Source organism: Micromonospora sp. WMMD723, from assembly GCF_049863385.1.
Lineage (GTDB): Bacteria > Actinomycetota > Actinomycetes > Mycobacteriales > Micromonosporaceae > Micromonospora > Micromonospora wenchangensis.
Genome location: NZ_JBMKNR010000001.1, coordinates 1,036,324 through 1,061,816, shown reverse-complemented (window position 1 = coordinate 1,061,816; position 25,493 = coordinate 1,036,324). Strand labels below are relative to the sequence as shown.

25 protein-coding genes are annotated in these 25,493 nt (G+C 72.6%); 15 read left to right on the top strand and 10 right to left on the bottom strand.

The window, feature by feature from the left end; all coding sequences use genetic code 11:
• The first annotated feature begins 26 nt into the window (after positions 1-26).
• The 4 genes from alr (at position 27) to ung (ending at position 3,491) form a co-directional block, all read left to right on the top strand.
• Positions 27-1,145 (top strand): alanine racemase, encoded by a 1,119-nt coding sequence (gene alr, locus ACN261_RS04760; protein ID WP_421484119.1) that lies wholly within the window; start codon positions 27-29, stop codon positions 1,143-1,145.
• Positions 1,142-2,239 (top strand): alpha/beta fold hydrolase, encoded by a 1,098-nt coding sequence (locus ACN261_RS04755; protein ID WP_421484117.1) that lies wholly within the window; start codon positions 1,142-1,144, stop codon positions 2,237-2,239. Before alr ends, ACN261_RS04755 begins: the two co-directional genes overlap by 4 nt.
• Positions 2,236-2,718: a tRNA (adenosine(37)-N6)-threonylcarbamoyltransferase complex ATPase subunit type 1 TsaE gene (gene tsaE / locus ACN261_RS04750; protein ID WP_421484116.1), complete on the top strand. Its 483-nt coding sequence runs from the start codon at positions 2,236-2,238 to the stop codon at positions 2,716-2,718. The genes ACN261_RS04755 and tsaE overlap by 4 nt, the downstream gene beginning before the upstream one ends.
• Before the next feature lie 71 nt (positions 2,719-2,789).
• A complete protein-coding gene (gene ung / locus ACN261_RS04745) occupies positions 2,790-3,491 on the top strand; it encodes a uracil-DNA glycosylase (protein WP_421484115.1) in 702 nt (233 codons plus the stop codon).
• Between the two features lie 134 nt (positions 3,492-3,625).
• Here the strand turns inward: ung and ACN261_RS04740 are convergent, their stop codons facing one another.
• Positions 3,626-4,366 (bottom strand): helix-turn-helix domain-containing protein, encoded by a 741-nt coding sequence (locus tag ACN261_RS04740; protein ID WP_421484113.1) that lies wholly within the window; start codon positions 4,364-4,366, stop codon positions 3,626-3,628.
• A 299-nt stretch (positions 4,367-4,665) separates the two neighbouring features.
• Between ACN261_RS04740 and tsaB the strand changes: the two genes are divergently transcribed.
• The 4 genes from tsaB to ACN261_RS04720 are packed head-to-tail and all read left to right on the top strand — an operon-like array spanning position 4,666 to position 7,142.
• Positions 4,666-5,361 (top strand): tRNA (adenosine(37)-N6)-threonylcarbamoyltransferase complex dimerization subunit type 1 TsaB, encoded by a 696-nt coding sequence (tsaB, locus tag ACN261_RS04735; RefSeq protein WP_425848611.1) that lies wholly within the window; start codon positions 4,666-4,668, stop codon positions 5,359-5,361.
• Between the two features lie 44 nt (positions 5,362-5,405).
• Positions 5,406-5,834, top strand: a complete 429-nt coding sequence (gene rimI, locus ACN261_RS04730) for a ribosomal protein S18-alanine N-acetyltransferase (protein WP_421486926.1) — start codon at positions 5,406-5,408, stop codon at positions 5,832-5,834.
• Positions 5,827-6,873, top strand: a complete 1,047-nt coding sequence (gene tsaD / locus ACN261_RS04725) for a tRNA (adenosine(37)-N6)-threonylcarbamoyltransferase complex transferase subunit TsaD (RefSeq protein WP_421484110.1) — start codon at positions 5,827-5,829, stop codon at positions 6,871-6,873. Before rimI ends, tsaD begins: the two co-directional genes overlap by 8 nt.
• Before the next feature lie 14 nt (positions 6,874-6,887).
• Positions 6,888-7,142, top strand: coding sequence for a hypothetical protein (locus ACN261_RS04720; RefSeq protein WP_204924907.1), 255 nt, complete (start codon positions 6,888-6,890; stop codon positions 7,140-7,142).
• 105 nt (positions 7,143-7,247) lie between these two features.
• Here ACN261_RS04720 and ACN261_RS04715 read toward each other — a convergent pair whose 3' ends face one another.
• The 7 genes from ACN261_RS04715 to ACN261_RS04685 all read right to left on the bottom strand — a co-directional run bounded on the left by ACN261_RS04715 (position 7,248) and on the right by ACN261_RS04685 (position 14,658).
• Positions 7,248-7,985, bottom strand: a complete 738-nt coding sequence (locus tag ACN261_RS04715) for a DUF4142 domain-containing protein (RefSeq protein WP_204924908.1) — start codon at positions 7,983-7,985, stop codon at positions 7,248-7,250.
• 131 nt (positions 7,986-8,116) lie between these two features.
• Complete coding sequence (locus tag ACN261_RS04710) at positions 8,117-9,298, bottom strand: ROK family protein (RefSeq protein WP_204924909.1); 1,182 nt, start codon at positions 9,296-9,298, stop codon at positions 8,117-8,119.
• Between the two features lie 40 nt (positions 9,299-9,338).
• Entirely contained in the window at positions 9,339-10,598 is a 1,260-nt protein-coding gene (locus ACN261_RS04705; RefSeq protein ID WP_363651050.1) for a sugar ABC transporter permease, read from the bottom strand.
• Positions 10,595-11,419 carry an ATP-binding cassette domain-containing protein gene (locus ACN261_RS04700; RefSeq protein ID WP_421484109.1) on the bottom strand — a complete coding sequence of 275 codons (825 nt, stop codon included), beginning with the start codon at positions 11,417-11,419 and terminating at the stop codon, positions 10,595-10,597. The genes ACN261_RS04705 and ACN261_RS04700 overlap by 4 nt, the downstream gene beginning before the upstream one ends.
• A 118-nt stretch (positions 11,420-11,537) precedes the next feature.
• Positions 11,538-12,638: a sugar ABC transporter substrate-binding protein gene (locus ACN261_RS04695; protein ID WP_421484107.1), complete on the bottom strand. Its 1,101-nt coding sequence runs from the start codon at positions 12,636-12,638 to the stop codon at positions 11,538-11,540.
• Positions 12,639-12,848: 210 nt separating this feature from the next.
• Positions 12,849-13,328, bottom strand: coding sequence for a Cys-tRNA(Pro) deacylase (ybaK, locus tag ACN261_RS04690; protein WP_425848604.1), 480 nt, complete (start codon positions 13,326-13,328; stop codon positions 12,849-12,851).
• A gap of 10 nt (positions 13,329-13,338) precedes the next feature.
• Complete coding sequence (locus ACN261_RS04685; protein ID WP_425848601.1) at positions 13,339-14,658, bottom strand: THUMP-like domain-containing protein; 1,320 nt, start codon at positions 14,656-14,658, stop codon at positions 13,339-13,341.
• A gap of 350 nt (positions 14,659-15,008) precedes the next feature.
• Between ACN261_RS04685 and groES the strand changes: the two genes are divergently transcribed.
• From groES to ACN261_RS04665, 4 genes are all read left to right on the top strand, one after another.
• Positions 15,009-15,323: a co-chaperone GroES gene (groES, locus tag ACN261_RS04680; protein ID WP_204924915.1), complete on the top strand. Its 315-nt coding sequence runs from the start codon at positions 15,009-15,011 to the stop codon at positions 15,321-15,323.
• Between the two features lie 72 nt (positions 15,324-15,395).
• Positions 15,396-17,042, top strand: a complete 1,647-nt coding sequence (groL, locus tag ACN261_RS04675) for a chaperonin GroEL (RefSeq protein WP_421484103.1) — start codon at positions 15,396-15,398, stop codon at positions 17,040-17,042.
• Positions 17,043-17,170: 128 nt separating this feature from the next.
• Entirely contained in the window at positions 17,171-18,796 is a 1,626-nt protein-coding gene (locus tag ACN261_RS04670; RefSeq protein WP_425848597.1) for a molybdopterin-dependent oxidoreductase, read from the top strand.
• A gap of 180 nt (positions 18,797-18,976) precedes the next feature.
• Positions 18,977-20,416, top strand: coding sequence for a non-reducing end alpha-L-arabinofuranosidase family hydrolase (locus ACN261_RS04665; protein ID WP_421484101.1), 1,440 nt, complete (start codon positions 18,977-18,979; stop codon positions 20,414-20,416).
• A gap of 229 nt (positions 20,417-20,645) precedes the next feature.
• Here ACN261_RS04665 and ACN261_RS04660 read toward each other — a convergent pair whose 3' ends face one another.
• On the bottom strand, positions 20,646-21,029 hold the full coding sequence (locus ACN261_RS04660) for a WhiB family transcriptional regulator (RefSeq protein WP_088645816.1): 384 nt from the start codon (positions 21,027-21,029) through the stop codon (positions 20,646-20,648).
• 257 nt (positions 21,030-21,286) lie between these two features.
• Here ACN261_RS04660 and ACN261_RS04655 point away from each other — a divergent pair, with 257 nt between their 5' ends.
• Positions 21,287-22,105 carry a response regulator transcription factor gene (locus ACN261_RS04655; RefSeq protein ID WP_421484099.1) on the top strand — a complete coding sequence of 273 codons (819 nt, stop codon included), beginning with the start codon at positions 21,287-21,289 and terminating at the stop codon, positions 22,103-22,105.
• 58 nt (positions 22,106-22,163) lie between these two features.
• Here ACN261_RS04655 and ACN261_RS04650 read toward each other — a convergent pair whose 3' ends face one another.
• Positions 22,164-22,574, bottom strand: coding sequence for a DUF5319 domain-containing protein (locus ACN261_RS04650; RefSeq protein WP_088645783.1), 411 nt, complete (start codon positions 22,572-22,574; stop codon positions 22,164-22,166).
• A gap of 195 nt (positions 22,575-22,769) precedes the next feature.
• On the opposite strand from ACN261_RS04650, the gene guaB reads away from it, so the two are divergent.
• Together guaB and ACN261_RS04640 are read left to right on the top strand one after the other, a co-directional pair.
• Positions 22,770-24,332, top strand: a complete 1,563-nt coding sequence (gene guaB / locus ACN261_RS04645) for an IMP dehydrogenase (RefSeq protein WP_088645784.1) — start codon at positions 22,770-22,772, stop codon at positions 24,330-24,332.
• A gap of 30 nt (positions 24,333-24,362) precedes the next feature.
• On the top strand, positions 24,363-25,481 hold the full coding sequence (locus ACN261_RS04640; protein ID WP_302746329.1) for a GuaB3 family IMP dehydrogenase-related protein: 1,119 nt from the start codon (positions 24,363-24,365) through the stop codon (positions 25,479-25,481).
• Positions 25,482-25,493: the final 12 nt, after the last annotated feature.

Below are 25,493 nucleotides of genomic sequence, written 5' to 3'. Positions count from 1 at the left end.
ATCACCGACGCCAGTAGGCTGGGCGTATGTGGCAGGCCGAGGTACGTGTCGATCTGGACGCGATCCGTCAGAACGTGGCCCGGCTCCGGTCGGGCACCAGCGCCGAGTTGATGGCGGTGGTGAAGGCCGACGGGTACGGCCACGGCATGGTCCCGTCGGCGCGGGCCGCGCTCGACGCGGGGGCGGACTGGCTGGGCGTGTGCACCCTCGACGAGGCGTTGACGCTGCGCCGGGCCGGGATCACCGTGCCGGTGCTGGCGTGGCTGCTCGACCCGGGGCTGCCCCTGCACGAGGGGGTGGCGGCCGGGGTGGACCTGGCCGCCGCGAGCCTGTCCCAGCTCGACGAGATGGTCGCGGCGGGGCGGGCCGCCGACCGCCCGGCCCGGCTGCACCTCAAGATCGACACCGGGCTGTCCCGGGGCGGCGCGACCGTCGCCGACTGGCCGACCCTGCTGGAGGCCGCCGCGAAGGCCCAGGCCGACGGCCTGGTCGAGGTGGTCGGCGTGTGGAGCCACTTCGTGTACGCGGACTCGCCCGGCCACCCCACCACCGACCGGCAGTTGGCCGTCTTCCACGAGGGGCTGGCCATGGTCGAGCGGGCCGGCCTGCGCCCGCGCTACCGGCACCTGGCCAACTCGGCGGCCACCCTGACCCGCCCCGACACCCACTTCGACCTGGTCCGACCCGGGATCGCCGTCTACGGGCTGTCGCCGATCGCCGGGCAGCAGTTCGGGCTGCGCCGGGCGATGACCGCGCGGGCCCGGGTGATGCTCGCCAAGCGCGTTCCCGCCGGCACCGGCGTGTCCTACGGGCACACCTACACCACCGTCGAGGAGGCGAACCTGGCCGTGGTGCCGCTCGGCTACGGCGACGGGGTGCCCCGGCACGCCTCCAACGTGGGTCCGGTGCAGCTCGGCGGGAAGCGGCGGACCATCTCCGGCCGGGTCTGCATGGACCAGTTCGTGCTCGACTGCGGCGCGGACGAGGTGGCCGCCGGTGACGTCGCGACCCTGTTCGGCAGCGGCGACGACGGGACGCCCACCGCCGACGACTGGGCCGAGGCGGTCGGCACGATCAACTACGAGATCGTCACCCGGTTCGGCGGGGTGCGGGTGCCCCGGGTCTACGACGGTGAGCGGCCGTGAGCGCGGTCAGCCGGTTCCGGGTGCCCCGACCGAGGACCGCCGCCGGGAGGGTCGCCGGTGTGGTCGGGGCCGCGGTGGGGGTGGCCGCTGCCGGGCTGGCCGCCGGGGTGGCCACCGAACGCGCCCTGGTCCGCCGGCTCAAGGCCGACCCCGCCGACCCGTACGCCGGGGAGGACTTCGGCGCGCAGCGCTACGACGAGTCGTACCGGCTGGAGCTGCCGGACGGCACCGACATCCACGTCGAGGTGGTCGAGCCGACCCGGCCGGTGCCGGGGCGTCCGACGGTGGTGCTGGTGCACGGCTTCTGCCTGGACATGGGGACGTTCCACTTCCAGCGCAAGCTGCTCGCCGAACGCGGTGACCACCGGATCGTCGCCTACGACCAGCCGGGGCACGGCAGGTCGGGACGGTTGGAGACCGGCGAGTACGACCTCGCCGCGCTCGGGCACACCCTGCGCCGGGTGATCGACGCGACCGCCCCGCAGGGGCCGTTGGTGCTGGTCGGGCACTCGATGGGCGGGATGACCATCATGGCGTTCGCCGAGGCGTACCCGGAGTTGTTCGGTGACCGGGTGGTCGGCACGGTGCTGATGGCCACGTCGGGCGGGTTGCTCGCCGAGACGAAGCTGGTCGCGCCGGCCCTGCTCGGCCGGGTCGGCTCGCCGGTGCTGTTCATGATGAACAACGCCACCCGGTACGGCGGGATCGTGATCGACCGGGCCCGCAGGTCCACCTCCAACGTGGCCTGGCTGCTGACCCGCCGTTACGGCTTCGGCACCCCGAAACCGAGCCCGGCCCTGGTGTCGTACGTGGAACGGATGAACTCCCGCACGTCGGCCGACACGGTGACCCGCTACCTGCGGACCCTGGCCACCCACTCCCGGTTCCCGGCGCTGGCCGCGCTGAGCGGCACACCGGTGCTGGTGGTGGTGGGCGACAAGGACATGATCACGCCGGTGGTCCACTCGGACGAGATCGTCCGCCGGCTGCCGCACGCCGAATATCTCAAGATCCATGACAGTGGGCACGTGGTGATGCTGGAACACGCCGACGAGGTCAACGCGGCCCTGGAACGCTTCCTGGAGGCGTTGTGAGCGTGCGCGTCACGTTGCCCACGGTCGACGACACGCACGCCTTCGGCCGCCGGCTCGCCGGGGTGCTGCGCGCCGGTGACCTGCTGCTGCTGACCGGCCCGTTGGGGGCCGGCAAGACCGCCCTCACCCAGGGTCTCGGCGCCGGCCTGGGGGTACGCGGCGACGTCACCTCGCCGACCTTCGTGATCGCCCGGGTGCACCGGCCCGACCCGGCGCGCGGCGGCACGGTGGCCCTGGTGCACGCCGACGCGTACCGGCTGGGTGACGCCGCCGACCCGCGCGCCGAGATCGACGACCTGGACCTGGACGCCTCGGTGGACGACTCGGTGACCGTGGTCGAGTGGGGCGAGGGGCTGGTCGAGCAGCTCGTCGACACCCACCTGCGGGTACGCATCGACCGGCGCGACGACGACACCCGGGTGGTCGAGTTGGAGCCGGTGGGCGGGGACTGGGCGGACCGCCTGACCGCGCTGGGCTGACCCGGCCCTGGGGTGCGGGGTGTCGTACCCGCTGCCTAGAGTGCCGGGGACTTCGTTGTGAAAGGTTGCCGATGCCCGACGACACCCCCACCCTCGACCTGCTGGCGCTGTTGCCGCAGGAGTGGCGTGCCGTGCTCACCCCGCACCTGGACCCGGCCCGGACGGCGGCGCTGGCCGAGTTCGTGGCCCGCGAGTACGCCACCCAGACCGTCTTCCCGCCTCAGGAGGACCTCTTCTCCGCCTACCGGCTGTGCGGCCCGGAGCAGTGTCGGGTGCTGATCCTCGGCCAGGACCCGTACCACAAGGCGGGGCAGGCGCACGGGCTGAGCTTCAGCGTGCGGGAGGGGGTGTCCGTGCCGCCGTCGCTGCGCAACGTCTTCAAGGAGTTGAGCGAGGACCTCGGGGTGCCCAAGCCGCGCAGCGGCAACCTGGACGGTTGGGCGGCGCAGGGTGTGCTGCTGCTCAACGCGGTGCTCACCGTCCGGCAGGCCAGCCCCGGTTCGCACGGCAACAAGGGTTGGGAGGAGTTCACCGACGCGACCATCCGGGCCCTGGACGCCCGGGACGAGCCGGTGGTGTTCCTGCTCTGGGGTGGGTACGCCCGCAAGAAGGCGGCCCTGGTCACCAACCCCCGGCACGTGGTGCTGGAGGCCGGCCACCCGAGCCCGATGAACCCGCGTGGCTTCCTGGGCAGCCGTCCGTTCAGCGCCACCAACAAGGCCCTCGCCGACGCCGGCCTGCCCCCGATCGACTGGGAGCGCTCGGCCGGCTGATCCGTGCGGCCGTCCACACCGCGTACCGCCGGCTGACGTCGGCGGTACACGGTGGTCGCGGTCAGCGGCAGCGCGTGGCGGTGTGCCGCACCGTGGTGGGGTGGGCACGACGTTCGGCGTCGTCGGCGCGGCGCTCACCGCCCGGTCCGCGCGGCCGGGCCGACGCCCGGGGTGCGGCCCTCGGCGGCGCGTTGCCGGTGCCGGCGCAGCAGTGCGGCGGCCCGCGGGTCCGTCAGCTCCACGGTGACCAGCGGGACCACCCGGTAGCTGCGTTCCCCGTGCCGTACCTCGATCGCCGCCGGGAACTCGTCGCACATCTGCGCGCGGATCTCGCCGTACCGGGTCATCCAGCGGTGCTCGCCGGGCTCCTCCGGTTCCAGGTACAGGCCACCGAACTCACCCCACCTGGCATTCCAGCGCTGCCCGTAGGCGGCCGTCAGCCAGGCGGTGAACCGGGCGGAGTCGCACCACCGGACGGCGAACTCGACCGCGTCGACGGGTACGGGTGCACCCTGGAGCAGCGCGGCGGTGCTGCCGGTCAGCAGGTGGGGCAGCGCGCCCAGCCGGTCGAGCAGCCGGTCCAGCCCCAGCTCGTCGATCCGGTCGGCGGGCGACCGCCCGGCCAGTGCGTCCAGCTCGGCGTCGAGGTGGCTGTCGAGGGGCTCGGCGGTGACGGCGAGTTGCCGGCCGAGGGCGGCGAAGAGGCGCTCGACCAGGTCGAGGCTCGGCACCCGCCCACCGCGCTCGACGCGGGCCACCGCGCTCTGACTCGTGCCTGCCCGGTCCGCCAGTTGCTGCTGGGTGAGCGCGGCGGCATGGCGTTCCCGGCGCAGCAGGGCGGAGATCTCCGTGGCAAGTCGACTACTCTCGGTCATCCAGGCATGATGATGTGATGGCGGTGAGCGGTATGCCTGTCCGTCATATTCATGACCCACAGGAATACCGCTTCACACGGCACACCGCACCCCACCCCGATCGGCTTACCACCTGGCCGTCCGGCCGCCGACGGGCCGTGACCGGCCTCAGGGAGAGGACCCTCGGCGATGACGACCCGTGGCCCGTGGCGGGAAGCAAGGGTGAGAGGCGGGGGCCGAGAGACCGGGATGCGGGGGCGAGGGGCCGAGCGGGCGGGGTGTGACCGGGCGGCGCGGGCGGACGGCTAGGCTGGCTTACCGTGCTCGTACTGGTGGTGGACTCCTCGACGCCCGCGGTCACCGCGGCGCTGGCCGAGGTCACGGCGGACGGCGTCGCGCTGCGGGCGCACCGGTGCACGGTCGACGCCCGCGCCCACGGTGAACTGCTCGCCCCGCAGGTCGAGGCGGTGCTCGCCGACGTCGACGCCAGGCCGGCCGACCTCGGTGCGATCGTCGCCGGGCTCGGTCCCGGCCCCTTCACCGGGCTCCGGGTCGGGCTGGTCACCGCCGCCACCATGGGCCAGGTGCTCGGCATCCCCACGTACGGCGTCTGCTCGCTCGACGGCATCGGCCACCCCACCACGCCCTCCACGACCACGCCGGCGGAGCAGCGGGTGCTGGTCGCCGCCGACGCCCGGCGCAAGGAGGTCTACTGGGCGGTCTACGACGGCACCGGCCGGCGGATCGTCGGTCCGGAGGTGGACGCCCCGGCGGTCGCCGCCGCCCGCGCCCGGGAACTGGCCGTCACCGAGGCGGTCGGGGACGGCGCCCACCGCTACGCCGACGTGCTCGGCCTGCCGCTGCGCGCCGAACCCCGCTACCCCGAGGCCGCCGCGCTGGTCGCCCTGGCCGTCGCCCGGATCCGGGCGGGTGCCCCCGGCGAGACGCTCACCCCGCTGTACCTGCGCCGGCCGGACGCGGTCGCGGCGACCAGCCGCAAGTCGGTGCTCCCGTGACGGTACGCATCGACCGGTTCCGCTGGTGGCACATCGCCGAGGTAATGCCGATCGAGGCGGACCTGTTCGGCCCCGAACAGTGGTCGCCAGCGATGTTCTGGAACGAACTGGCCAGCGGCCGCCACTACCGGGTCGCCCTGGATGGCGACGGGTCGCTGCTGGGCTACGCGGGCCTGGCCGTCGACCCGGACGGCGAGTCGTGGGTGCAGAACATCGCGGTCCGCCGGGACGCCCAGCGGCGCGGGATCGGCCGGGCGCTGCTTGCGGACCTGCTCGCGGAGACCGCCCGGCGCGGGGTCGGCAGCGTCCTACTGGAGGTGGCCGTCGACAACGCCCCCGCCCAGCGGCTCTACGCGGGGTACGGGTTCGAGCCGATCGGCGTACGGCGGGGCTACTACCAACCGAGCAACACCGACGCGCTGGTCATGCGGCGCGACGCGGAACCGGGCGCGGACGGGACGGACCATGGCTGACGAACCCCTGATCCTCGGGATCGAGACCTCCTGCGACGAGACCGGGGTGGGGATCGTGCGCGGGCACACCCTGCTCGCCGACGCGCTCGCCTCCAGCGTGGACGAACACGCCCGGTTCGGTGGGGTGGTGCCCGAGGTGGCCAGCCGGGCGCACCTGGAGGCCATCGTGCCCACCATGGACCGGGCGCTGCGCGATGCGGGGGTGACCCTCGCCGACATCGACGCGATCGCGGTCACCGCCGGTCCCGGCCTGGCCGGGGCCCTGCTGGTCGGGGTGGCCGCCGCGAAGGGTTACGCGCTGGCCGCCGAGAAGCCGGTGTACGGGGTGAACCACCTGGCCGCCCACGTCGCGGTGGACACCCTGGAGCACGGTCCGCTGCCCGCGCCGGCGATCGCCATGCTGGTCTCCGGTGGACACTCCTCACTGCTGCGCGTCGACGACCTGGCCCGGGGGGTGACCCCGCTGGGCGCGACCATCGACGACGCGGCCGGGGAGGCGTTCGACAAGGTGGCCCGGTTGCTCGGCCTGCCGTTCCCGGGCGGCCCGTACATCGACCGGGAGGCGCGGGCCGGTGATCCGGCGTCGATCGCCTTCCCGCGTGGCCTGACCGCCGCCAAGGATCTCGTCGCCCACCGCTACGACTTCTCCTTCTCCGGGCTGAAGACGGCGGTGGCCCGCTGGGTGGAGGGGCGGCGGCGGGCCGGTGAGCCGGTGCCGGTGGCCGACGTGGCGGCTGCCTTCCAGGAGGCGGTCTGCGACGTGCTCACCGGCAAGGCGCTGGCCGCCTGCCGGGAACACGGGATCGACACCCTGGTCATCGGCGGGGGAGTGGCGGCGAACTCGCGGCTGCGGGCGATGGCCGAGCAACGGGCGCAGCGGTACGGCATCCGGGTCCGCACGCCCCGACCGGGGCTGTGCACCGACAACGGGGCGATGGTCGCCGCGCTCGGGGCGCACCTGGTGGCCGCCGGGGTACGCCCGAGCCGGCTGGACCTGCCCGCCGACTCGGCGTTGCCGCTGACCACGGTCAGCGTGTGAGGGGAGGTGCCGACATGATCGTACGGATGTGGGAGGCGCGGGCCGAGTCGTACGGCTTCGCCGACCTGATCACCTGGGTGTGCGAGACGGCGTTGCCGGAGTTCGAGCACGATCCGCTGCACCTGTCCAGCGAGGTCTTCTCCTCCACCGACCACCGGGTGGTGGTCATCTCGAAGTGGCGCAGCAGCCCCCGGTCGCTGCCCGAGCCGCCGGCCACCCTGGTCGCCCGTCCCCCGCACACCTGGGACTTCACCCAGGTGGACCGCTGACCGTCCCGTCCCCGGCGCGGGGCCCGGAGAACCCGACGGCCCGGAAAGCCCGACGGCCCGCCGGCGGTGGTGCCGCCTGCGGGCCGTCGGGTCAGGTGCGCCGGGTCAACTGCGGCGCGTGATCCGCCAGGTGGCGTAGCCGCCCGCGCCGAGCGCGAGCAGGAAGACCGCCCAGACGACCGTGGTGCTGATCGCGACCGACGGGCCGGCGGCACCGGCCTGGGCGGCGGCGACCAGCGAGTCGTTCTGCGCGGCCGGGATCGCGGCCGGCGGCATCTGCTGCCAGCGGACCAGCCCGGTGCTCTCCAGCATGGCCATGTGGTCGTTGACGAACTTGTTGGCCTCGTCGGCGAGCTTGCGGACGGTGTTGTCCCGGGTGCTGGCCCGGACCGCGCCGATCACCGGGAAGATCTTGCCGTGGGCCACCCGGAGCCGGGTCACGAAGATCTGGTCGAACTGAGCACCGGAGGCGTTCTGCATCTCGGTCAGCCACCCCTTCTGCTCGGTGGTGGGGTCGCTCGGCAGCGTCGCGCCCAGCTTGTTGGCGGCCTGCACCACCAGCTCGTCGAGGACGCCGTGCTGCCTGGCGATCTCCGCGCCGACCTCCCGCACCCGCGCGGACTGGCCCTTCTCGGCGGCCATCGTGCCGGCCGGCATCTCCCAGAGCCCGGCCAACCGGACGCCGTTGAGCAGCGTCATGTCGGCGGCGTTCATCTGGTTGCCGGGTGCGGCGACCGCCATGCCGGGTAGCACGACCAGCCCGGCCAGGAAGGTGACGACCAGCACCGCCACCCGGTGGGTCCGGTTCCCTCGCCGACGACGTACGGAATCCAGCGGTGCCATGCTGCGGTGCCTCCTCGATCCGGGCCGACCTGTCCTGCCGGGCAGCGACCCGCCGGCTGCCCGTCCGTCCACTGGTACGGACTGTCGGGCCGATCAGTTCACCGGACGGCGTACGAGTCGGGGGTGTCCGTTCAGGCGGCGTCGAGCGGGTCGGCGAGGAGCCGTTCGAAGGCCAGTTCGGCAGCACCGACCAGGGCCGCGTCGTCGCCGAGTTTCGGGGTTCGCAGCCGGACGTGTTCCAGGCAGGCGGGCAGCCCGGTCTCGTTGAGCCGGCTGCGGACCTGGGCGGCGGCGGCCAGGTAGAGGTCCCGCATCGTGCCGCCGAAGATGACCATCTCCGGGTTGAAGATGTTGACCAGGTTCGCCACCCCGAAGCCGAGCCAGTCCCCGGCGTGCCGGACGGCGGTCTGGGCGCGGGCGTCACCCCGGTCGGCGGCGTCGAACACGGCCAGCAGCGCGTCGCGGCCCCGGGCCTCGGAGCGGCCGGCGGCCCGCAGCAGCCCGTACTCGCCGATCTGGGTCTCCCAGCAGCCCCGGGAGCCGCACTCGCAGGGGGTACCGTCGCGCACCACCACCATGTGTCCGACCTCGCCGCCGTAGCCGCCGTGGCCGGTCAGCCGGCGGCCACCGGCGATGATGCCGGCGCCGACACCGACGTCCCCGTACAGGTAGATGACGTTGTCGCAGCCGGCGGCGACGCCCCGGGCGTGCTCGGCGAAGGCGGCGACATCGGCCACGTTGCCCACCGTGACGGGCAGCTCGACGCCGAGTTCGACGGCGAGGGCGGCACCGATCGGCTCGTCCACCCAGCCGGTGGTGGGGCCGAGCCGGACCAGCCCGTCGGCCCTGCGGACCATGCCGCAGACCGCGACGCCGGCACCGACGCAGATCGACTCCGGGGGCACCCGCTCCCGCATCTGCTTGAGGGCGCCGGCCAGCATCGGGACGGTCTCCCCGGCGTCCAGGTCACGCGGCCGGTCCAGGTCCCGGCGGTCGAGCACCTCGCCGCCGAGCCCGACCCGCGCGGCCCGCAGCCGGTCCACCTCGATCGAGTACGCGTACGCGTAGACCCGGTCGGACTCGGGCCGGACGACCAGCGACGGTCGTCCGGCCCGGCCGGTCTCCTTCGGTGTGCCCTCGCTGACCAGGCCGGCTCCGGCCAGGTCGGCGGTGAGCGCGCCGATGGTGCTGCGGTTGAGCCCGAGGGCGGTGGTGAGTTCCGCGCGGGAGGTGGCGCCGTGCACGTGGACGTGCCGGAGCAGCGCCCCGAGGTTCTGCCGTCGGATCTCGTCCTGGCTCGGTCCTACCCGCATCGTCGCTGGCACCCCATGTCCCGCCGCTGGAGTACGCGGATCAGCGCGTTCCGGAGGCGGCGGCGCGGCGGCGCGACAGCGCGTCCACGCTGGCCGCGAGGAGCAGCACCACACCGGTGACGACGTACTTGACCCCGGCGCTGTAGCCCATCAGGCCCATGCCGTTGTCGATGACGGCGACCACCGCGCCACCGAGCACCGCGTCGAGGACCCGGCCCTTGCCGCCGAAGAGGCTGGTGCCGCCGATCACCGCCGCGCCGACGGCGTAGAGCAGCACGTTGCTGCCGCCGGTGTTCGGGTCGACCGAGTTGGCCCGGCTGGCCGCGACGATGCCGCCGACCGCCGCCATGGACGAGCAGATCACGAAGACCGAGATCCGGATCCGGTCGACGTTGATGCCGGCCCGGCGGGCGGCCTCCTTGTTGCCGCCGACGGCGTAGACGTGCCGGCCGTAGCTGGTGCGCTGGAGCACGAAGGTCCAGACGATCAGCAGCACCGCGATGACCGGCACCACGATCGGCACGCCCTTGAGCGAGTTGATCAGGACGTTGCGGCTGCGCTCCTGGTTGAGGATGTAGACCGCGATGCCGAGGATCAGGGTCAGACCGCCGATGCGGGCGAGCACCACCGCCATCGGGTCGGTGGTCAGCCCCCGGGACAGCCGCTTGCGGTGCCGCAGCAGTTGCACGGCGGCGTACCCGCCGATGGCGACGGCGGCCAGCGCCCAGCCGACGGCCGGCGGCAGGTTGCGGTTGGCGATCGCCACCAGCACCTCGTCGTTGACCGAGATGTTGGCGCCACCGCTGATCAGCATCAGCACGATGCCCTGGAAGGCGAGGAAGCCGGCCAGGGTGACCACGAACGACGGGATACCGATCTTGGCGACCAGGAAGCCGAGCACGGTGCCGATGACCACGCCGGTGAGGATCGCCGCGAGCACGGCCACGTACCAGGGGTAGCCGGCCTTGGTGGCGACGTTGGCCAGGATGGCCGCGCACACCCCGCTGGCGAAGCCGGCGGAGAGGTCGATCTCGCCGAGCAGCAGGACGAAGACCAGCCCCATGGCGATCAGGGTGACCGCCGCGCCCTGGGTGAACAGGTTGGCGAAGTTGCCGGCGGTGAGGAACGACGGTCGCATGATCGAGAAGACCGTGCAGAGCACGATCAGCCCGAGCACGGCGGGCAGCGCGCCGATGTCGCCGCCGCGGACCCGGCTCCAGTAGCCGCGGAGGTGGCTGCCGACGGTCGGCGGCGGCGTGACCGCCGCCGGGCCTTCCTTGCGCACGGCGGTGGTGGTCATCGAACGCCTCCTGGAGTGGTGTCGGCGGGCCCCGCGCCGGTGCCGTTGCCGGCGGTGACCGGTTCGCCGGTGAGACCGAGGTTGCCGGAACGGCCGGCGGTGATCAACTCGACGACCTGCGAGTGGGTGATGTCGGTGGTCTTCACCTGGGCGACCATCTGGCCGAGGTAGAGCGCGGCGATCCGGTCGGAGACCGCGAAGACGTCGTTCATGTTGTGCGAGATCAGCACCACGGCCAGGCCCTTGTCGGCCAGCCGGCGGACCAGTTCGAGGACCTGGGCGGTCTGTGCCACGCCCAGCGCGGCGGTGGGCTCGTCGAGGATGACCAGCTTGCTGTTCCAGAGCACCGCCTTGGCGATGGCGACGGTCTGCCGCTGCCCGCCGGAGAGGCTGGAGACATGCTGGCGCAGCGACTTCACCGTCCGTACGGAGAGCCCGGCGAGGGTCTCCGCCGCCATCTGCTCCATGGTCGGCTCGTCGAGCACCAGCCCGCTGTGCTTCTCCCGGCCGAGGAACATGTTCTGCACGATGTCGAGGTTGTCGCAGAGCGCGAGGTCCTGGTAAACGACCTCGATGCCGAGGTTGGCGGCGTCCCGGGGGCTGGTGATGGTCACCGGTCGGCCGTCGAAGAGGAACTCGCCGGCGTCGGCCGGGTAGATGCCGCTGATGCACTTGACCAGGGTGGACTTGCCGGCGCCGTTGTCGCCGACCAGTGCGGTCACCTCTCCGGCGTGGGCGGCGAGGGCGACGTCGCGCAGGACCTGGACGGGACCGAAGCTCTTGTCGATCCCGCGCAGTTCCAGCAGGGGGGTCGCGGACACGGGGGTCTCCTTCGGACGGAGGGAAGATCTCGGAGCCCGTCCGGCGGCGAGCGCCGCCCGGCACGAGGTTCCGTGCCGGGCGGCGTCGCGTCGACGGGGTACGACGCTCGTCGTACGGTCAGCTGATGCCGTTGGCGGTGCAGAGCGCGGCGTACGCGCCGGTGCAGAGCTTCGCCTTGTCGACGTAGCCGTCGGCCACGACGTCCTTGACGGTCGCCTTGTCGATCGCCTTCGGCTCCAGCAGCACGGACGGGACGTCCCGGCCGCTCTCCGGGTCCTTGACCGTCTGCCCGGTCTCCTTGCGCTCGCCCTTGGCCACGGCGATGGCCAGCTCGGCGGCCGCGTCGGCCTCCTTCTTGACGGCCTTGTAGACGGTCATGCACTGGTCACCGGCGAGGATGTTCTGCAGGCCGGTCACGTCGGCGTCCTGGCCGGTCACCGGGACCTTGCCGTTGAGCTTGTTCTTCTTCAGCACCGAGACGGCGGCGTTGCCGAGACCGTCGTTGGCGGAGAGCACACCGTCGATCTTGCCGCCGGTCTGGGTGAGCATCTGCTCGAAGATCGTGGCGGCCTGCGCCGGGTCCCAGTCCGGCACCGACTGGTCCGGGCCCTTGGTGTATTCCTTCGACTCGAACTTCGGCTTGAGCACCGAGTCGTAGCCGTTCTTGAACAGGGTGGCGTTGTTGTCGGTCGGCGAGCCGTTGAGGTAGGCGACCGTCGGGTTCTTGACGCCCTTCTCGGTCAGGCACTTGACCAGGCCCTCGCCCTGGAGCTTGCCGACGGCCTCGTTGTCGAAGCTGACGTAGTACTGCGCGGACCCGCCCAGGGTGAGCCGGTCGTAGTCGATCGTGGCGACACCCTGCGACTTCGCCTTGTCCAGCACGGCCTTGCCGGTGCCGGAGTCCAGGTTGACGATCATCAGGGTGGTGACCCCGCTGGTGATCATCTGGTCGGCGATGGTCTGGAAGGCGTTCTTGTCGTTCTGCGCGTTCTGGATGTCCGACTCGACCCCGGCGGCGTCGAAGGCGGCCTTGAGGAACCTGCGGTCGGCGGTCTCCCAGCGGGCGGAGGACTTGCTGTCGGGCAGGATCACGCCGATCTTCGGCTTCTTGGCGGCGGTGCCGCCGGCGTCGTCGCTCGTGGAGTCGTCGCCACAGGCGGCCATGCTGCCGGTGGCCAGCAGGCCCACGGCGGCGAAGGTGAGGAAGCCCTTGCGCATCTGCACGGGTCCTTTCGAGGGTGGGGGAGGAGTGGTCGGTGTTTTGTTGTGTCCGGCAACGTATTCCCGCCCGCGAGCCGGGCGCAAGACTGCCGAGGTCAGAAGTTTGTTGGCGGCGGTAACAATTCAGCAACGCGGTTGTCACCCCCGGGACACCCGCCCCGCAATCACGCTGCGTGTCCGGTCTGCGACCGGCTCCTGACGGCCGGGTCAGCCGGCGGCGATCCGCGCGGTGCCGGCGTCGGTGAGGGCCACCAGGTCCGCCGGGGCGAGCTGGAGCTGCAACCCCCGCCGGCCGGCCGACACGTAGACGGTGTCGTGGTCCAGCGCGGAGACGTCGACCACCGTCGGCAACCGTCGCCGCTGGCCCAGCGGGCTGATCCCGCCCCGTACGTAACCGGTGCTCCGCTCGGCGGCGGCCCGGTCGGCCAGCGCGGCCCGCTTGCCACCCAGCGCCGCGGCCAGCGCCTTGAGGTTCAGCTCGCCGGTGACCGGGACGACCGCCACCGCCAGCGCCCCGTCGACCTCGGCGACGAGCGTCTTGAACACCCGCTCCGGTGGCACGCCGAGCGCCGCCGCGACCAGCGCGCCGTAGTTCGGCGCGTCCGGCGCGACGTCGTATGGGTGGGTGCGGTGGGCGATCCTGCGCTTGGTCAGCAGCGCCGTCGCCGCGGTGGCCTGTCCCGCCATGCCGGACACGCTAGCCCGGCGGGCCCCCGTCCGCGACCGGTCGGCCGACCAGCACCGTCGGCGCGCCGGCCACCCGGGTCAGCACCAGGCTGGCCGGATTCTCCCCGGCCAGGCGCAGGTCCCGGCGCAGCTGCTCGGGCGACAACGCCGAGCCCCGCTTGAGGATCTCCACCCGGCCGACCCGGCGCTCCCGCAGCAGCGCGCGCAGCCGCTTCAGCGAGAACGGCAGCACGTCGACGATCTCCAGACACCTGCCGAACGGGGTGGGGCGCGGGGCGTCCGCGTAGAGGTAGGCGATGCTCGGGTCGCCAAGCGTCGCGTCGAGGGTGTCGGCCAGTTCGGCGACCAGGTGCGCCCGGACCACCGCCGGGTCCGGGTCGTACAGGTAGCGCCGTACCGGTCCGACTCCCGCCTCGACGTCACCCGTGCCGGTCAGTTGGTGGCTCCGTTCCGGCGGGTCACCGGGGACGGCCGGCCGGTGGTCGTCGGTCGTCCCGGCACCGGGACCCGTGGGCCGCTCCCCGGGGGTCGCCGGGTCGCCCGCCGGGCGCTGCCGGTCGGCGGGCCCCACCCGCAGCACGGTCGCCCGGCGGGGCACCCCGGCGAGCGGGCCGCCCCACAGGGCCGCCTCGACCAGGTCGCCGTCGACGCTGACCCACTCCGCCTCGGCGTCGGCCGGGATCCGGGCGTGGTCGATGCCGGGAGCCACCTTCACCACCGTGTGCGGCACCCGCGCGGCCAGCCCGGTGACGAAGTCCCACGGCGGCGAGTAGGCGTCCGGGTCGAAGATCCGCCGTCCGGTGCCGGCCCGCCGTCGGGCCGGATCGCAGAAGACCGCGTCGACCCGGGTCACGTCGAACGCCGTCGCGTCGCCGCACTCCACGGTGAACCGCCCGGCCAGCCCGGCTGCCTCGGCGTTCGCGGCGGCCAGCGCGGCGGTGACCGGGTCGGCCTCCACGCCGTAGACCCGGATGCCGGCGCGGGCGGCGGCGAGCGCGTCGGCACCGAGGCCGCAACCCAGGTCGGCGAGGGTGCGCACCCCGGCGGCGGCGAGCCGGGCGGCCCGCCGGTCGGCGACCACCCGGCGGGTGGCCTGCTCCAGACCGGGGCGGGTGAGGAACATCCCGGCCGCCTCCGGGCCGAACTTGCCGACCGCGCGGCGACGCAGCTCGGCCTGGGTCAGCGCGGCGGCGGCCAGCCCGGCCGGCACCCCACGCGAGCGCAGTGCCGCCGCCGCGACCAGCGGGTCGCCGCCGGCCACCCCGGCCGCCGCGGCGAGCGCGGCCGACCCCTCGGCGGTACGCAGCGCGGCGAACTGGTCGAGATCCACCCGCCCATTGTCCGGCCCTCCCGGGAGATCGACTCAGGCGGGCCGATGTCGCGGTGTCCGAGCGGTGTCGTCACCGCAACCTCCCCACCCTTGAGTTGATCATGGCGGGCGGTTGAACGGCGGCGACACGAAGGGCGGCAGATTGGCACTCTCCTTGACGGAGTGCTAGCCGAGGAATAACCTGCGATTAGCACTCTCACCCCGAGGGTGCCAGCGTTCGGGCCGTCCGGCCCGGGTGCTGAACGCCAGGCGGACCGGCACCCGCGACGACGGCCCCGCCCGGTGGCATGTGGCAGATTGACGCTGGTCGGACTCTCGGCCGGCAACGAAACCAAGTACCCCAGGAGGGTATGCCCGTGACTACCGCGACCAAGGTTGCGATCAAGCCGCTCGAGGACCGGATCGTGGTCCAGGCGAACGAGGCTGAGACCACCACGGCGTCGGGCATCGTGATCCCCGACACCGCCAAGGAGAAGCCGCAGGAGGGCACCGTCCTCGCCGTCGGCCCCGGCCGGATCGACGACAAGGGCAACCGCGTGCCGCTCGACGTCAACGTCGGCGACACCGTCCTCTACTCGAAGTACGGCGGCACCGAGATCAAGTACGCCGGCGAGGAGTACCTGGTGCTCTCCGCCCGCGACGTTCTCGCGGTCATCGAGAAGTAACCAACCGATTCCCGTGTCGTCGCCCCGGTCCGGCTCGCCGGGCCGGGGCGACGACGCTTCGAAGGGACATTCATGGCGAAGATCCTGAGCTTCTCGGACGACGCCCGGCACCTGCTGGAGCACGGTGTCAACGCCCTCGCGGACGCGGTCAAGGTCACCCTCGGCCCGCGCGGGCGCAACGTCGTCCTGGACAAGAAATTCGGTGCGCCGACGATCACCAACGATGGTGTGACCATCGCCAAGGAGATCGAGCTCACCAACCCGTACGAGAACCTCGGCGCGCAGCTGGTCAAGGAGGTGGCGACGAAGACCAACGACGTCGCCGGCGACGGGACCACCACCGCGACCGTGCTGGCCCAGGCCATGGTCCGCGAGGGCCTGCGCAACGTGGCCGCCGGGGCCAACCCGACCGGCCTCAAGCGGGGCGTCGACGCGGCGGCCACCAAGGTCTCCGAGTCGCTGCTCGGCCGGGCCGTCGAGGTGGCCGACAAGAAGGCGATCGCGCACGTCGCGACGATCTCGGCGCAGGACGCCACCATCGGTGAGCTGATCGCCGAGGCGATGGAGCGGGTCGGCCGCGACGGTGTCATCACCGTCGAGGAGGGCTCCACCCTCAACACCGAGCTGGAGGTGACCGAGGGTCTCCAGTTCGACAAGGGCTTCATCTCGCCGAACTTCGTCACCGACTCGGAGTCGCAGGAGTCGGTGCTGGAGGACCCGTACATCCTCATCACCACGCAGAAGATCTCGGCGATCGAGGAGCTGCTGCCGCTGCTGGAGAAGGTTCTCCAGAACAACAAGCCGCTGCTGATCGTCGCCGAGGACGTCGAGGGCCAGGCGCTGTCCACCCTGGTGGTCAACGCGATCCGCAAGACCGTCAAGGTCTGCGCGGTCAAGGCCCCCGGCTTCGGCGACCGCCGCAAGGCGATGCTCCAGGACATGGCGATCCTGACCGGCGCCGAGCTGGTCGCCCCGGAGCTGGGCTACCGGCTCGACCAGGTCGGCCTGGAGGCGCTCGGCACCGCCCGGCGCGTCGTGGTCGACAAGGAGAACACCACGGTCGTCGACGGCGGCGGCAAGTCCGCCGAGGTCGCCGACCGGGTCGCCCAGATCCGCAAGGAGATCGAGGCGTCCGACTCCGACTGGGACCGGGAGAAGCTGGCCGAGCGGCTGGCGAAGCTCTCCGGCGGCATCGCGGTCATCAAGGCGGGCGCGGCGACCGAGGTCGAGATGAAGGAGCGCAAGCACCGCATCGAGGACGCGATCGCCGCCACCAAGGCCGCTGTCGAGGAGGGGACGGTTCCCGGCGGCGGTGCCGCGCTGGCCCAGATCCGCTCGGTGCTCGACGACGACCTCGGCCTGACCGGTGACGAGAAGGTCGGTGTCTCGATCGTGCGCAAGGCGCTGGTCGAGCCGCTGCGCTGGATCGCCCAGAACGCCGGCCACGACGGCTACGTGGTGGTGGAGAAGGTCGCCGGCCAGGACTGGGGCCAGGGCCTCGACGCCGCCCAGGGCGAGTACGTCGACCTGGTCAAGTCCGGCATCATCGACCCGGTGAAGGTGACCCGCAACGCGGTCACCAACGCCGCGTCGATCGCCGGCCTCCTGCTGACCACCGAGAGCCTGGTGGTCGAGAAGCCGGAGCAGCCGGAGCCGGCCGCCGCCGGTGGCCACGGCCACGGCCACGGTCACGGCCACCAGCACGGCCCGGGTTTCTGACCCGGTAGCACGCCAGGTCAGGGCGCACCGCCGACGTCGGCGGTGCGCCCTGACGCGTACGGTGACCGCTGCTTACGGAACGGTGACGTGGTTGGCGGCCGGCCCGGTCGATCGACGACACTGGCCGGATGAGCACCACCCCCCGTGGCTTCGCCGCGCTGGCCGGGGTCACCGCCGCCGTGGTGGCCATCGGTGTCGCCGAGCCGGTCGCCGTCCTCACCGGTCCCCGTTCCGCCCCGCTGATCGCGGTCGGCGGGGTCGTGGTCGACACGGTCCCCGAGCCGCTCAAGCAGTTCGCCATCGACGTCTTCGGCAGGTACGACAAGATCGCCCTGCTGGTCGGCACGGCGGTGCTGCTGGCGGCGTTCGCCGCCGGGATCGGGGTGCTCGCCGTGCGTCGGCTCGCGGTCGGGCTGGTGGGCATCGCGGCGTTCACCGGTCTCGGTGTCGCCGCCGCGCTCACCCGGGCCGGCGCGGATGCCGCCGACGCGCTCCCCGCCCTGGTCGGCGGGGGGTTGGGCGGGCTGGTGCTCTGGGCCTTCGTGGCCGGTCCCTGGCAGCTCGACCCCTGGCCCTGGCAGCCGCCCACCCCGCTGTCCGCCACCCCGCCGGCCGCTCCGGGGCCGACCCCCGCCGGTCCGGGCAGCGGTCCGCCGGCCGCGTGGGAGCCGTTGGAGTCGACCGACCCCGAGTCCCGGCGGCGGTTCCTGCGTGGCGCGGGCCTGCTCGCGGGCGCGGCGACCGTGGCGGGGCTGGGCGGGCACTGGCTCGCCGGGCGGCGGGGGGTCTCGGCGGCCCGGCAGGCGGTCGCGTTGCCCACCCCGTCGGCGGTGGCACCGACGGTGCCGGCCGGCGCGGACCTGTCCCTGGCCCAGCTCGCCCCCTACACCACGCCGAACGGCGGCTTCTACCGGATCGACACGGCGCTGGTGGTGCCGCAGGTCGACCCGGAGACCTGGCGGCTGCGCATCCACGGCCGGGTGCGCAACCCGATCGAGCTGACCTTCGCCGAGCTGCTCGCCCGGCCGATGGTGGAGCGGTACGTCACCCTGGCCTGCGTCTCCAACGAGGTGGGTGGGGACCTGATCGGTAACGCCCGGTGGCTGGGCGTACCGATCCGGGAACTGCTCGACGAGGCGGAGCCGGAGGAGGGGGCCGACCAGGTGGTCGGCCGCTCGGTCGACGGTTGGACCTGCGGCACCCCGACAGCGGCGCTGCGCGACGGGCGGGACGCCCTGCTGGCGGTGGGGATGAACGGCGAGCCGCTCCCCGTCGAGCACGGCTTCCCGGTGCGGATGGTGGTGCCGGGCCTCTACGGGTACGTGTCGGCCTGCAAGTGGGTGACCGAGTTGGAATTGACCAGCTTCGCCGACTTCGACGCGTACTGGGTGCCGCGTGGCTGGTCGGCGCAGGGGCCGGTGAAGACGCAGTCGCGGATCGACACCCCCCGCGCGCGTAACCGGCTGACCACGGGCGAGGTGACGGTGGCCGGGGTGGCCTGGGCGCAGCACCGGGGGATCAGCCGGGTCGAGGTACGCGTCGACGGCGGCGCGTGGCAGGAGGCGACCCTCGCCCCGACGGTGTCGGTGGACACCTGGGTGCAGTGGTCGTGGCGGTGGCCGGCGACCGCGGGTGAGCACACCCTCCAGGTGCGGGCGACCGACCGGGACGGCGGGACGCAGACCCCGTTGACCGCGCCGGTCGCCCCGGACGGTGCGACGGGTTGGCACAGCGTCACAGTCACCGTCCGCTGATTCCCCATCAGCGTTAAGTCATCAAGAGTGATCAATGTTCGGATAGCCAAAAATTCCACAGCGATATCGAGGGTTGAGGCTGTGGGAGCGCTCCCGTAACATACCTGACGCGACTGTTAACGTTAACCTAACAACGGCCACCACCAATGTGCAGGTCGCATCCCGTCAGGAGGGTATTTTATGTCCAGATCCAGATCGGCCAATGTCGGCCTGATCTCGGCCGGTGTCGCGTTGCTGGCGTCGGCGTCGGTAGTCACCGCGCTGCCCGCAGGCGCGGCGGCGGCGGGATGCTCGGTGAACTACACCGTCTCCTCCGAGTGGGGCGGTGGCTTCGGGGCCAACGTGGCCATCACCAACCTGGGTGACGCGCTCAACGGTTGGACGCTGACCTGGTCCTTCGCCTCCGGGCAGTCGGTGACCCAGGCGTGGAACGCGACCGTGACGCAGAGCGGCTCGGCGGTGACCGCCAAGAACGTGAGCTACAACGGCGCGATCCCGACCAACGGCTCGGTGTCGTTCGGCTTCAACGGGGCCTGGACGTCGAGCAACCCCGTCCCGACGAGCTTCGCGCTCAACGGGGTGGCCTGCAACGGCGGCCCGAACCCGACCACCCCGCCGCCGACGACCCCGCCGCCGACCACCCCGCCCCCCACGACCCCGCCGCCGACCACGCCCCCGCCGACCACCCCGCCGCCGACGGGCAACTGCTCCCTGCCGACGTCGTACCGGTGGTCGTCGACCGGCCCGCTGGCGCAGCCGAAGGCCGGCTGGGCGTCGCTCAAGGACTTCACCATCGCCCCCTACCAGGGCAAGCAGTTGGTGTACGCCACCACCCACAGCAGCAGCGCCACCGGTGGCTGGGGTTCGATGAACTTCGGCCTGGTCGACAACCTCAACCAGCTCGCCACGGCCCCCCAGAACACCATGAGCCAGAGCACCGTCGCGCCGTCGCTGTTCTACTTCGCGCCGAAGAACATCTGGATCCTCGCCCACCAGTGGGGTCCGACGTCGTTCTCGTACCGCACGTCGACCAACCCGGCCAACGCCAACGGCTGGTCGGCCGCGCAGACCCTGTCGACCGCGAAGATCACCGACTCCGGCACCGGCGTGATCGACCAGACGATCATCGGCGACGACCAGAACATGTACCTGTTCTTCGCCGGTGACAACGGCAAGATCTATCGCCAGGTCATGCCGATCGGGAACTTCCCGGGCAGCTTCGGCTCCAACTACACGACCATCATGAGCGACACCTCGGAGAACATCTTCGAGGCGCCGCAGGTCTACAAGGTCGCGGGCCGCAACCAGTACCTGATGATCATCGAGGCCCGGACCAGCGGCTGGGAGCGCTACTTCCGCTCGTTCACGGCGACCAGCCTGGGCGGCACCTGGACGCCGAACGCGACGACCTACAACAACCCGTTCGCGGGCAAGGCCAACAGCGGTGCCACCTGGACCAACGACATCAGCCACGGTGAGCTGCTGCGTACCAGCGCCGACCAGACGAACACGATCGACCCGTGCAACCTGCAACTGCTCTACCAGGGCCGCGCCACGAACTCGGGCGGTGACTACGGCCTCCTGCCGTACCGGCCGGGTCTGCTGACCCTGCAGCGCTGACGGCGTGACGCAGGTGCGAGCCCGCTGTTCCTGACTCCCGCGACCGGCGGCGAAAGCCGTACCGGGTGAGCCGCACGACGGCTCGGCGCAGGATCGGGTGAAACGAAGGGGCGGGTCCGGCATCGCCGGGCCCGCCCCGCTCCTTGTGCCGGCCGGCGCACGGGCCGGGAAACGACGAGGCCGCGCTCCGGTTTCCGGAGTGCGGCCTCGTCGAGGTGTGGTGGGTCGGTCAGGCGATCTTGCGCTGGGCCGGTACTGCGGTCTTGTGCGACGCACCGAGCCGGGCCTCCATGCGGGCGATGTCCACCCGGGTCTGCCGGCGGTCGGCCAGGTCCTCCCAGCCGAGGGCGAGCAGCCGCAGCCGCTCGGACTCGCTGAGGCCGCCCCAGACGCCGTACGGCTCCCGCACGGACAGGGCGTGCGCCGCGCACTCGGCCCGCACCGGGCAGGCCTGGCAGACGGACTTGGCGCCGGACTCCCGGCGCAGCCGGGACGAACCCCGCTCGCCGTCCGGGTGGAAGAACTGCGCGCTGTCCCGGCCCCGACAGGCGCCGAGACGCTGCCAGTCCCACAGGTCGACGATGGGTCCGGGCAGTCTACGTACGTTCGACATCAGCACCCCTCCTCCCGCGCGGCACCGCGGAGATCCTCGTTGAACCGGCGTCCGGGCTGTGGTCCGCGCTGGCGTACCCCGTTTCCGGCGTGGAGCCTCGGTACCCGAACCCTCGCCGACTCACACGTGTTGAGATCGAAAACCCGAAGCCTCCTGCGTCGTATGACCCAAATGTCGGAAAAGTTCAGAGGATTGCCCGGAACCTCCTCCCCGGTGGACCCCGTCATGGTCTGCTCGTGTCCGGAGAGGAGACCACCGTGCGTACCGTTCTCGTATGCGTTCGGACACCGATCGCCGCGCAGCAGTTGACCAACGCGGCGGCGCGACTCGGCCTGGCCGCGGCCGTCCGGACAGCCGTCTCCGATCCCGAGGTGATGCTGCGGCTCGCCGAGCGCCCGGTCGACGTGGTGCTGGCTGACACGGCGCTCACCCGGCCGGACAGCGCCGGCTTCGTGCGCCGGGTGCTCGCCCGCGCCCCGCAGGCCGCGGTGCTGCTGCTCGGCACCGAGGAGTCGGAGGCGGCGGCGGCCACCATCAGCGCCGGGGCGCGGGGCCTGATCCAGGGTGCCGACCACGACCTGACCAGCGCGGTGGCGAAGGCGTTGCTGCTGCTCGCAGCGCCCGGCCGGCCCGCCCGGCACCGGGTCGCCGACCCCGCCCGGGACACCGCCGCGGTCGGCGCGCCTCCCCGCCCCGGTCGCCCGCCCGCGCCGGGCTGGTCACCGCCGCCGGCCGACGGTACGCCCGGCGCGCCGTCGGTGGTGCCCGTGCAGCGCGGCGACGACGAGGTCGAGGGGGAGCCGGAGGGCACGCCGGCCGAGCCGGCCCCGGCCACCGGGTTGCCGCGTCCGACCTCCGGCGCCCGCGCCGGCCGGACCTCGGTCGGGCTGACCGAACGCGAACTCCAGGTGCTGCTCGGCATGGCCGAGGGCAAGAGCAACGCGGAGATCGGCCGGGAGTTGTTCGTCTCGGAGGACACCGTCAAGACACACGCCAGGCGGCTGTTCCGCAAGCTCGGCGCGCGGGACCGGGCACACGCGGTGGCCGCCGGCTTCCGCGCCGGCCTGGTCGCCTGAACGCTCCCGTCCCCCGACCCGGTCGGTCCGGCGGTGGCGGGCCGGGTCTGCCCGGAGGTCAGTCGTCGGAGTCGGTGTCGTCGCCCGCGGACTCGGTGAGCGTGTCGTGCACCCCGTCGGCGTAGCCCCGGGCGTAGTCCCAGGTGACGTAGTGGTCCGGGTCGGGGTCGTAGGCCGGCTCGTGCACCCGGGGTCGGCCCGAGCTGAGCAGGTGCCGCAGGTTGCCCCGGAGCAGGTCCCAGTCGAAGTAGTGCGGCTCGCGACAGTCCTCGCACTCGATGACCAGCCCGCGTACCCCGATCGGGGACAGCAGGGCCTGGTAGATCTCCAGGTCGGCGAGGTCTTCCAGCACGTCCTGCCGCTCGACCTCGGTCAGCGGGTCGAGCGGGGCGTCGTCGCCCGGATCGTCCAGCCCCGCAGCCGGATCGGCCGGGTCGCCGTTGAACGGGTCGATGGGCTCGTCGTGCACCCCCTCACCGTAGACCCAACCCTCGCCGCACGCGCCCCCCGGCGGTCGCTGTGGCGTCGCCGACCCCGACCGGTCGCCGGCGAGGGCCGCCCTGCTCAGTGGGTACGATGAGACGACTCGCCGTCACCCCGGCGTGCGCCGGTGCCGCGCGCGCCGCCTCGCTGAATCCCGTCCGAGCAGCTCAGGGGAGCAATCGTGGAGAATTCGCCCAGCACCGATCTTCCGGCCGGCGTCGACAGCGGCGAGTGGGGCGGCCACCTGCCGGAGCTGCCCGCCGGGTCGGCGCGGGTGGTGCCGCTCGGCCTGACCTTCGACGACGTGCTGCTCCAGCCCGGCGAGTCGGACGTGGTGCCCAGCCGGGTGAACACCCGGACCCGGCTCACCCGCAACGTGGAGCTGTCCATCCCGCTGCTGTCCAGCGCGATGGACACCGTCACCGAGGCCCGGATGGCGATCGCGATGGCCCGTCAGGGCGGCATCGGCGTGCTGCACCGCAACCTCTCCCTGGAGGACCAGGCGCTCCAGGTCGACCTGGTCAAGCGCTCCGAGTCCGGCATGATCACCAACCCGGTGACGGCCAGCCCCGAGGACACCCTGCGTGAGGTCGACGAGCTGTGCGGCCGTTACCGCATCTCCGGCGTCCCGGTGGTCGACGGCGAGGGCCAGCTCGTGGGCATCGTCACCAACCGGGACATGCGGTTCGTCTCCGACCCGGCCACCCCGGTCCACGCGATCATGACCCGGACGCCGCTGGTCACCGCCCCGGTGGGGGTGAGCAAGGACGACGCGCTCACGCTGCTGCGCCAGCACAAGGTCGAGAAGCTGCCGATCGTGGACGACTCAGGGCGGCTGCGTGGCCTGATCACCGTCAAGGACTTCACCAAGAGCGAGCAGTACCCGGACGCCACCAAGGACGACGCCGGCCGGCTGCGGGTCGCCGCCGCCATCGGCGTCGGCGAGGACGCCTACAAGCGGGCCCGCACCCTGGTCGACGCGGGTGTCGACGTGCTGATCGTGGACACCGCGCACGGCCACCAGCGGGCCGTGCTGGACATGGTCCGCCGGCTCAAGGCCGACGTCACGATCGACATCGTGGGCGGCAACGTGGCCACCTACGCCGGGGCGAAGGCCCTGGTCGACGCCGGTGCCGACGGCGTCAAGGTGGGGGTGGGCCCGGGTGCCATCTGCACCACCCGGATCGTCGCCGGGGTCGGGGTGCCGCAGGTGACCGCGATCATGGAGGCGGCCCGCGCGGCCCGTCCGGCCGGCGTTCCGGTGATCGGCGACGGCGGCATCCAGTATTCAGGTGACATCGCCAAGGCCCTGGTGGCCGGTGCCGACACGGTGATGCTCGGCAGCCTGCTGGCCGGCTGCGAGGAGAGCCCCGGCGAGCTGATCTTCGTCAACGGCAAGCAGTTCAAGGCGTACCGGGGGATGGGCTCGCTGGGCGCGATGCAGTCCCGGGGCCAGGCCAAGTCGTACAGCAAGGACCGCTACTTCCAGCAGGACGTGCTCAGCGACGACAAGCTGGTGCCGGAGGGCGTGGAGGGCCAGGTGCCCTACCGGGGGCCGCTGTCCCGGGTGGCCCACCAGCTGGTCGGCGGGCTGCGGCTGGCGATGGGGTACGCCGGGGCGGAGAACATCCCCGACCTGCACCACCGGGGCCAGCTCATCCGGATCACGGCGGCCGGGCTCAAGGAGAGCCACCCGCACGACATCCAGATGACCGTCGAGGCCCCCAACTACCACACCCGCTGACCCACCACCCCAAACCACCTGGAGTCCCTCATGCGTGACGTGGTCGAGATCGGGCTGGGCAAGACCGCGCAGCGCGGCTACCACCTGGACGACATCGCCATCGTGCCCAGCCGGCGGACCAGGGACGTCGACGACGTCTCCACCGGCTGGCAGCTCGACGCCTACCAGTTCGACATCCCCTGTGTCGGCCACCCGTCGGACGCCACCATGAGCCCCGCCTCGGCCGTCCGGCTTGGGCAGCTCGGCGGCCTGGGCGTGCTCAACGTCGAGGGCCTGTGGACCCGCTACGAGAACCCGACCAAGGTGCTGGAGGAGCTGGCCGGGCTGGGCGAGGACGCCCGCGCGACCAAGCGGCTCCAGGAGGTCTACGCCGAGCCGATCCGCCCCGACCTGATCGCCGAGCGGGTCCGCGAGCTGCGGGCCGGCGGCAGCACGGTGGCCGTGCGGGTGTCCCCGCAGCACACCCTCGCGCTGGCCCCGGTGATCCTGGACGCGGGCGTCGACATCCTGGTCATCCAGGGCACCATCGTCTCGGCCGAGCACGTCTCGACCACCGACGAACCGCTGAACCTCAAGGAGTTCATCGCCGACCTCGACCTGCCGGTGGTCGTCGGCGGCTGCACCGACTACAAGACGGCGCTGCACCTGATGCGTACCGGCGCCGCCGGGGTGATCGTCGGCATCGGCGGTGACGACTGGTCGACCAGCGAGTCGGTGCTCGGCATCCGGGTGCCGATGGCCACCGCGATCGCCGACGCCGCCGCGGCCCGCCGCGACTATCTCGACGAGACCGGTGGACGCTACGTGCACCTCATCGCCGACGGCGACATCCAGACCTCCGGCGACATCGCCAAGGCGCTCGGCTGCGGCGCGGACGCGGTGATGCTCGGCGAACCGCTGTCGCTGTGCGAGGAGGCCCCGGCCGGCGGTGCCTGGTGGCACTCGGCGGCCAGCCACCCGTCCCTGCCGCGCGGGGCGTTCGAGGTGGCCGGCGAGCCGCTCGGGGAGATGGAACGGCTGCTGTTCGGCCCCGCCGACGAGCCGGACGGCCAGCTCAACCTGTTCGGGGGGCTGCGTCGCGCGATGGCCAAGTGCGGCTACCGCGACCTGAAGGAGTTCCAGCGGGTCGGGCTGGTCCTCGACCGCTGACCCGGGTCCGTC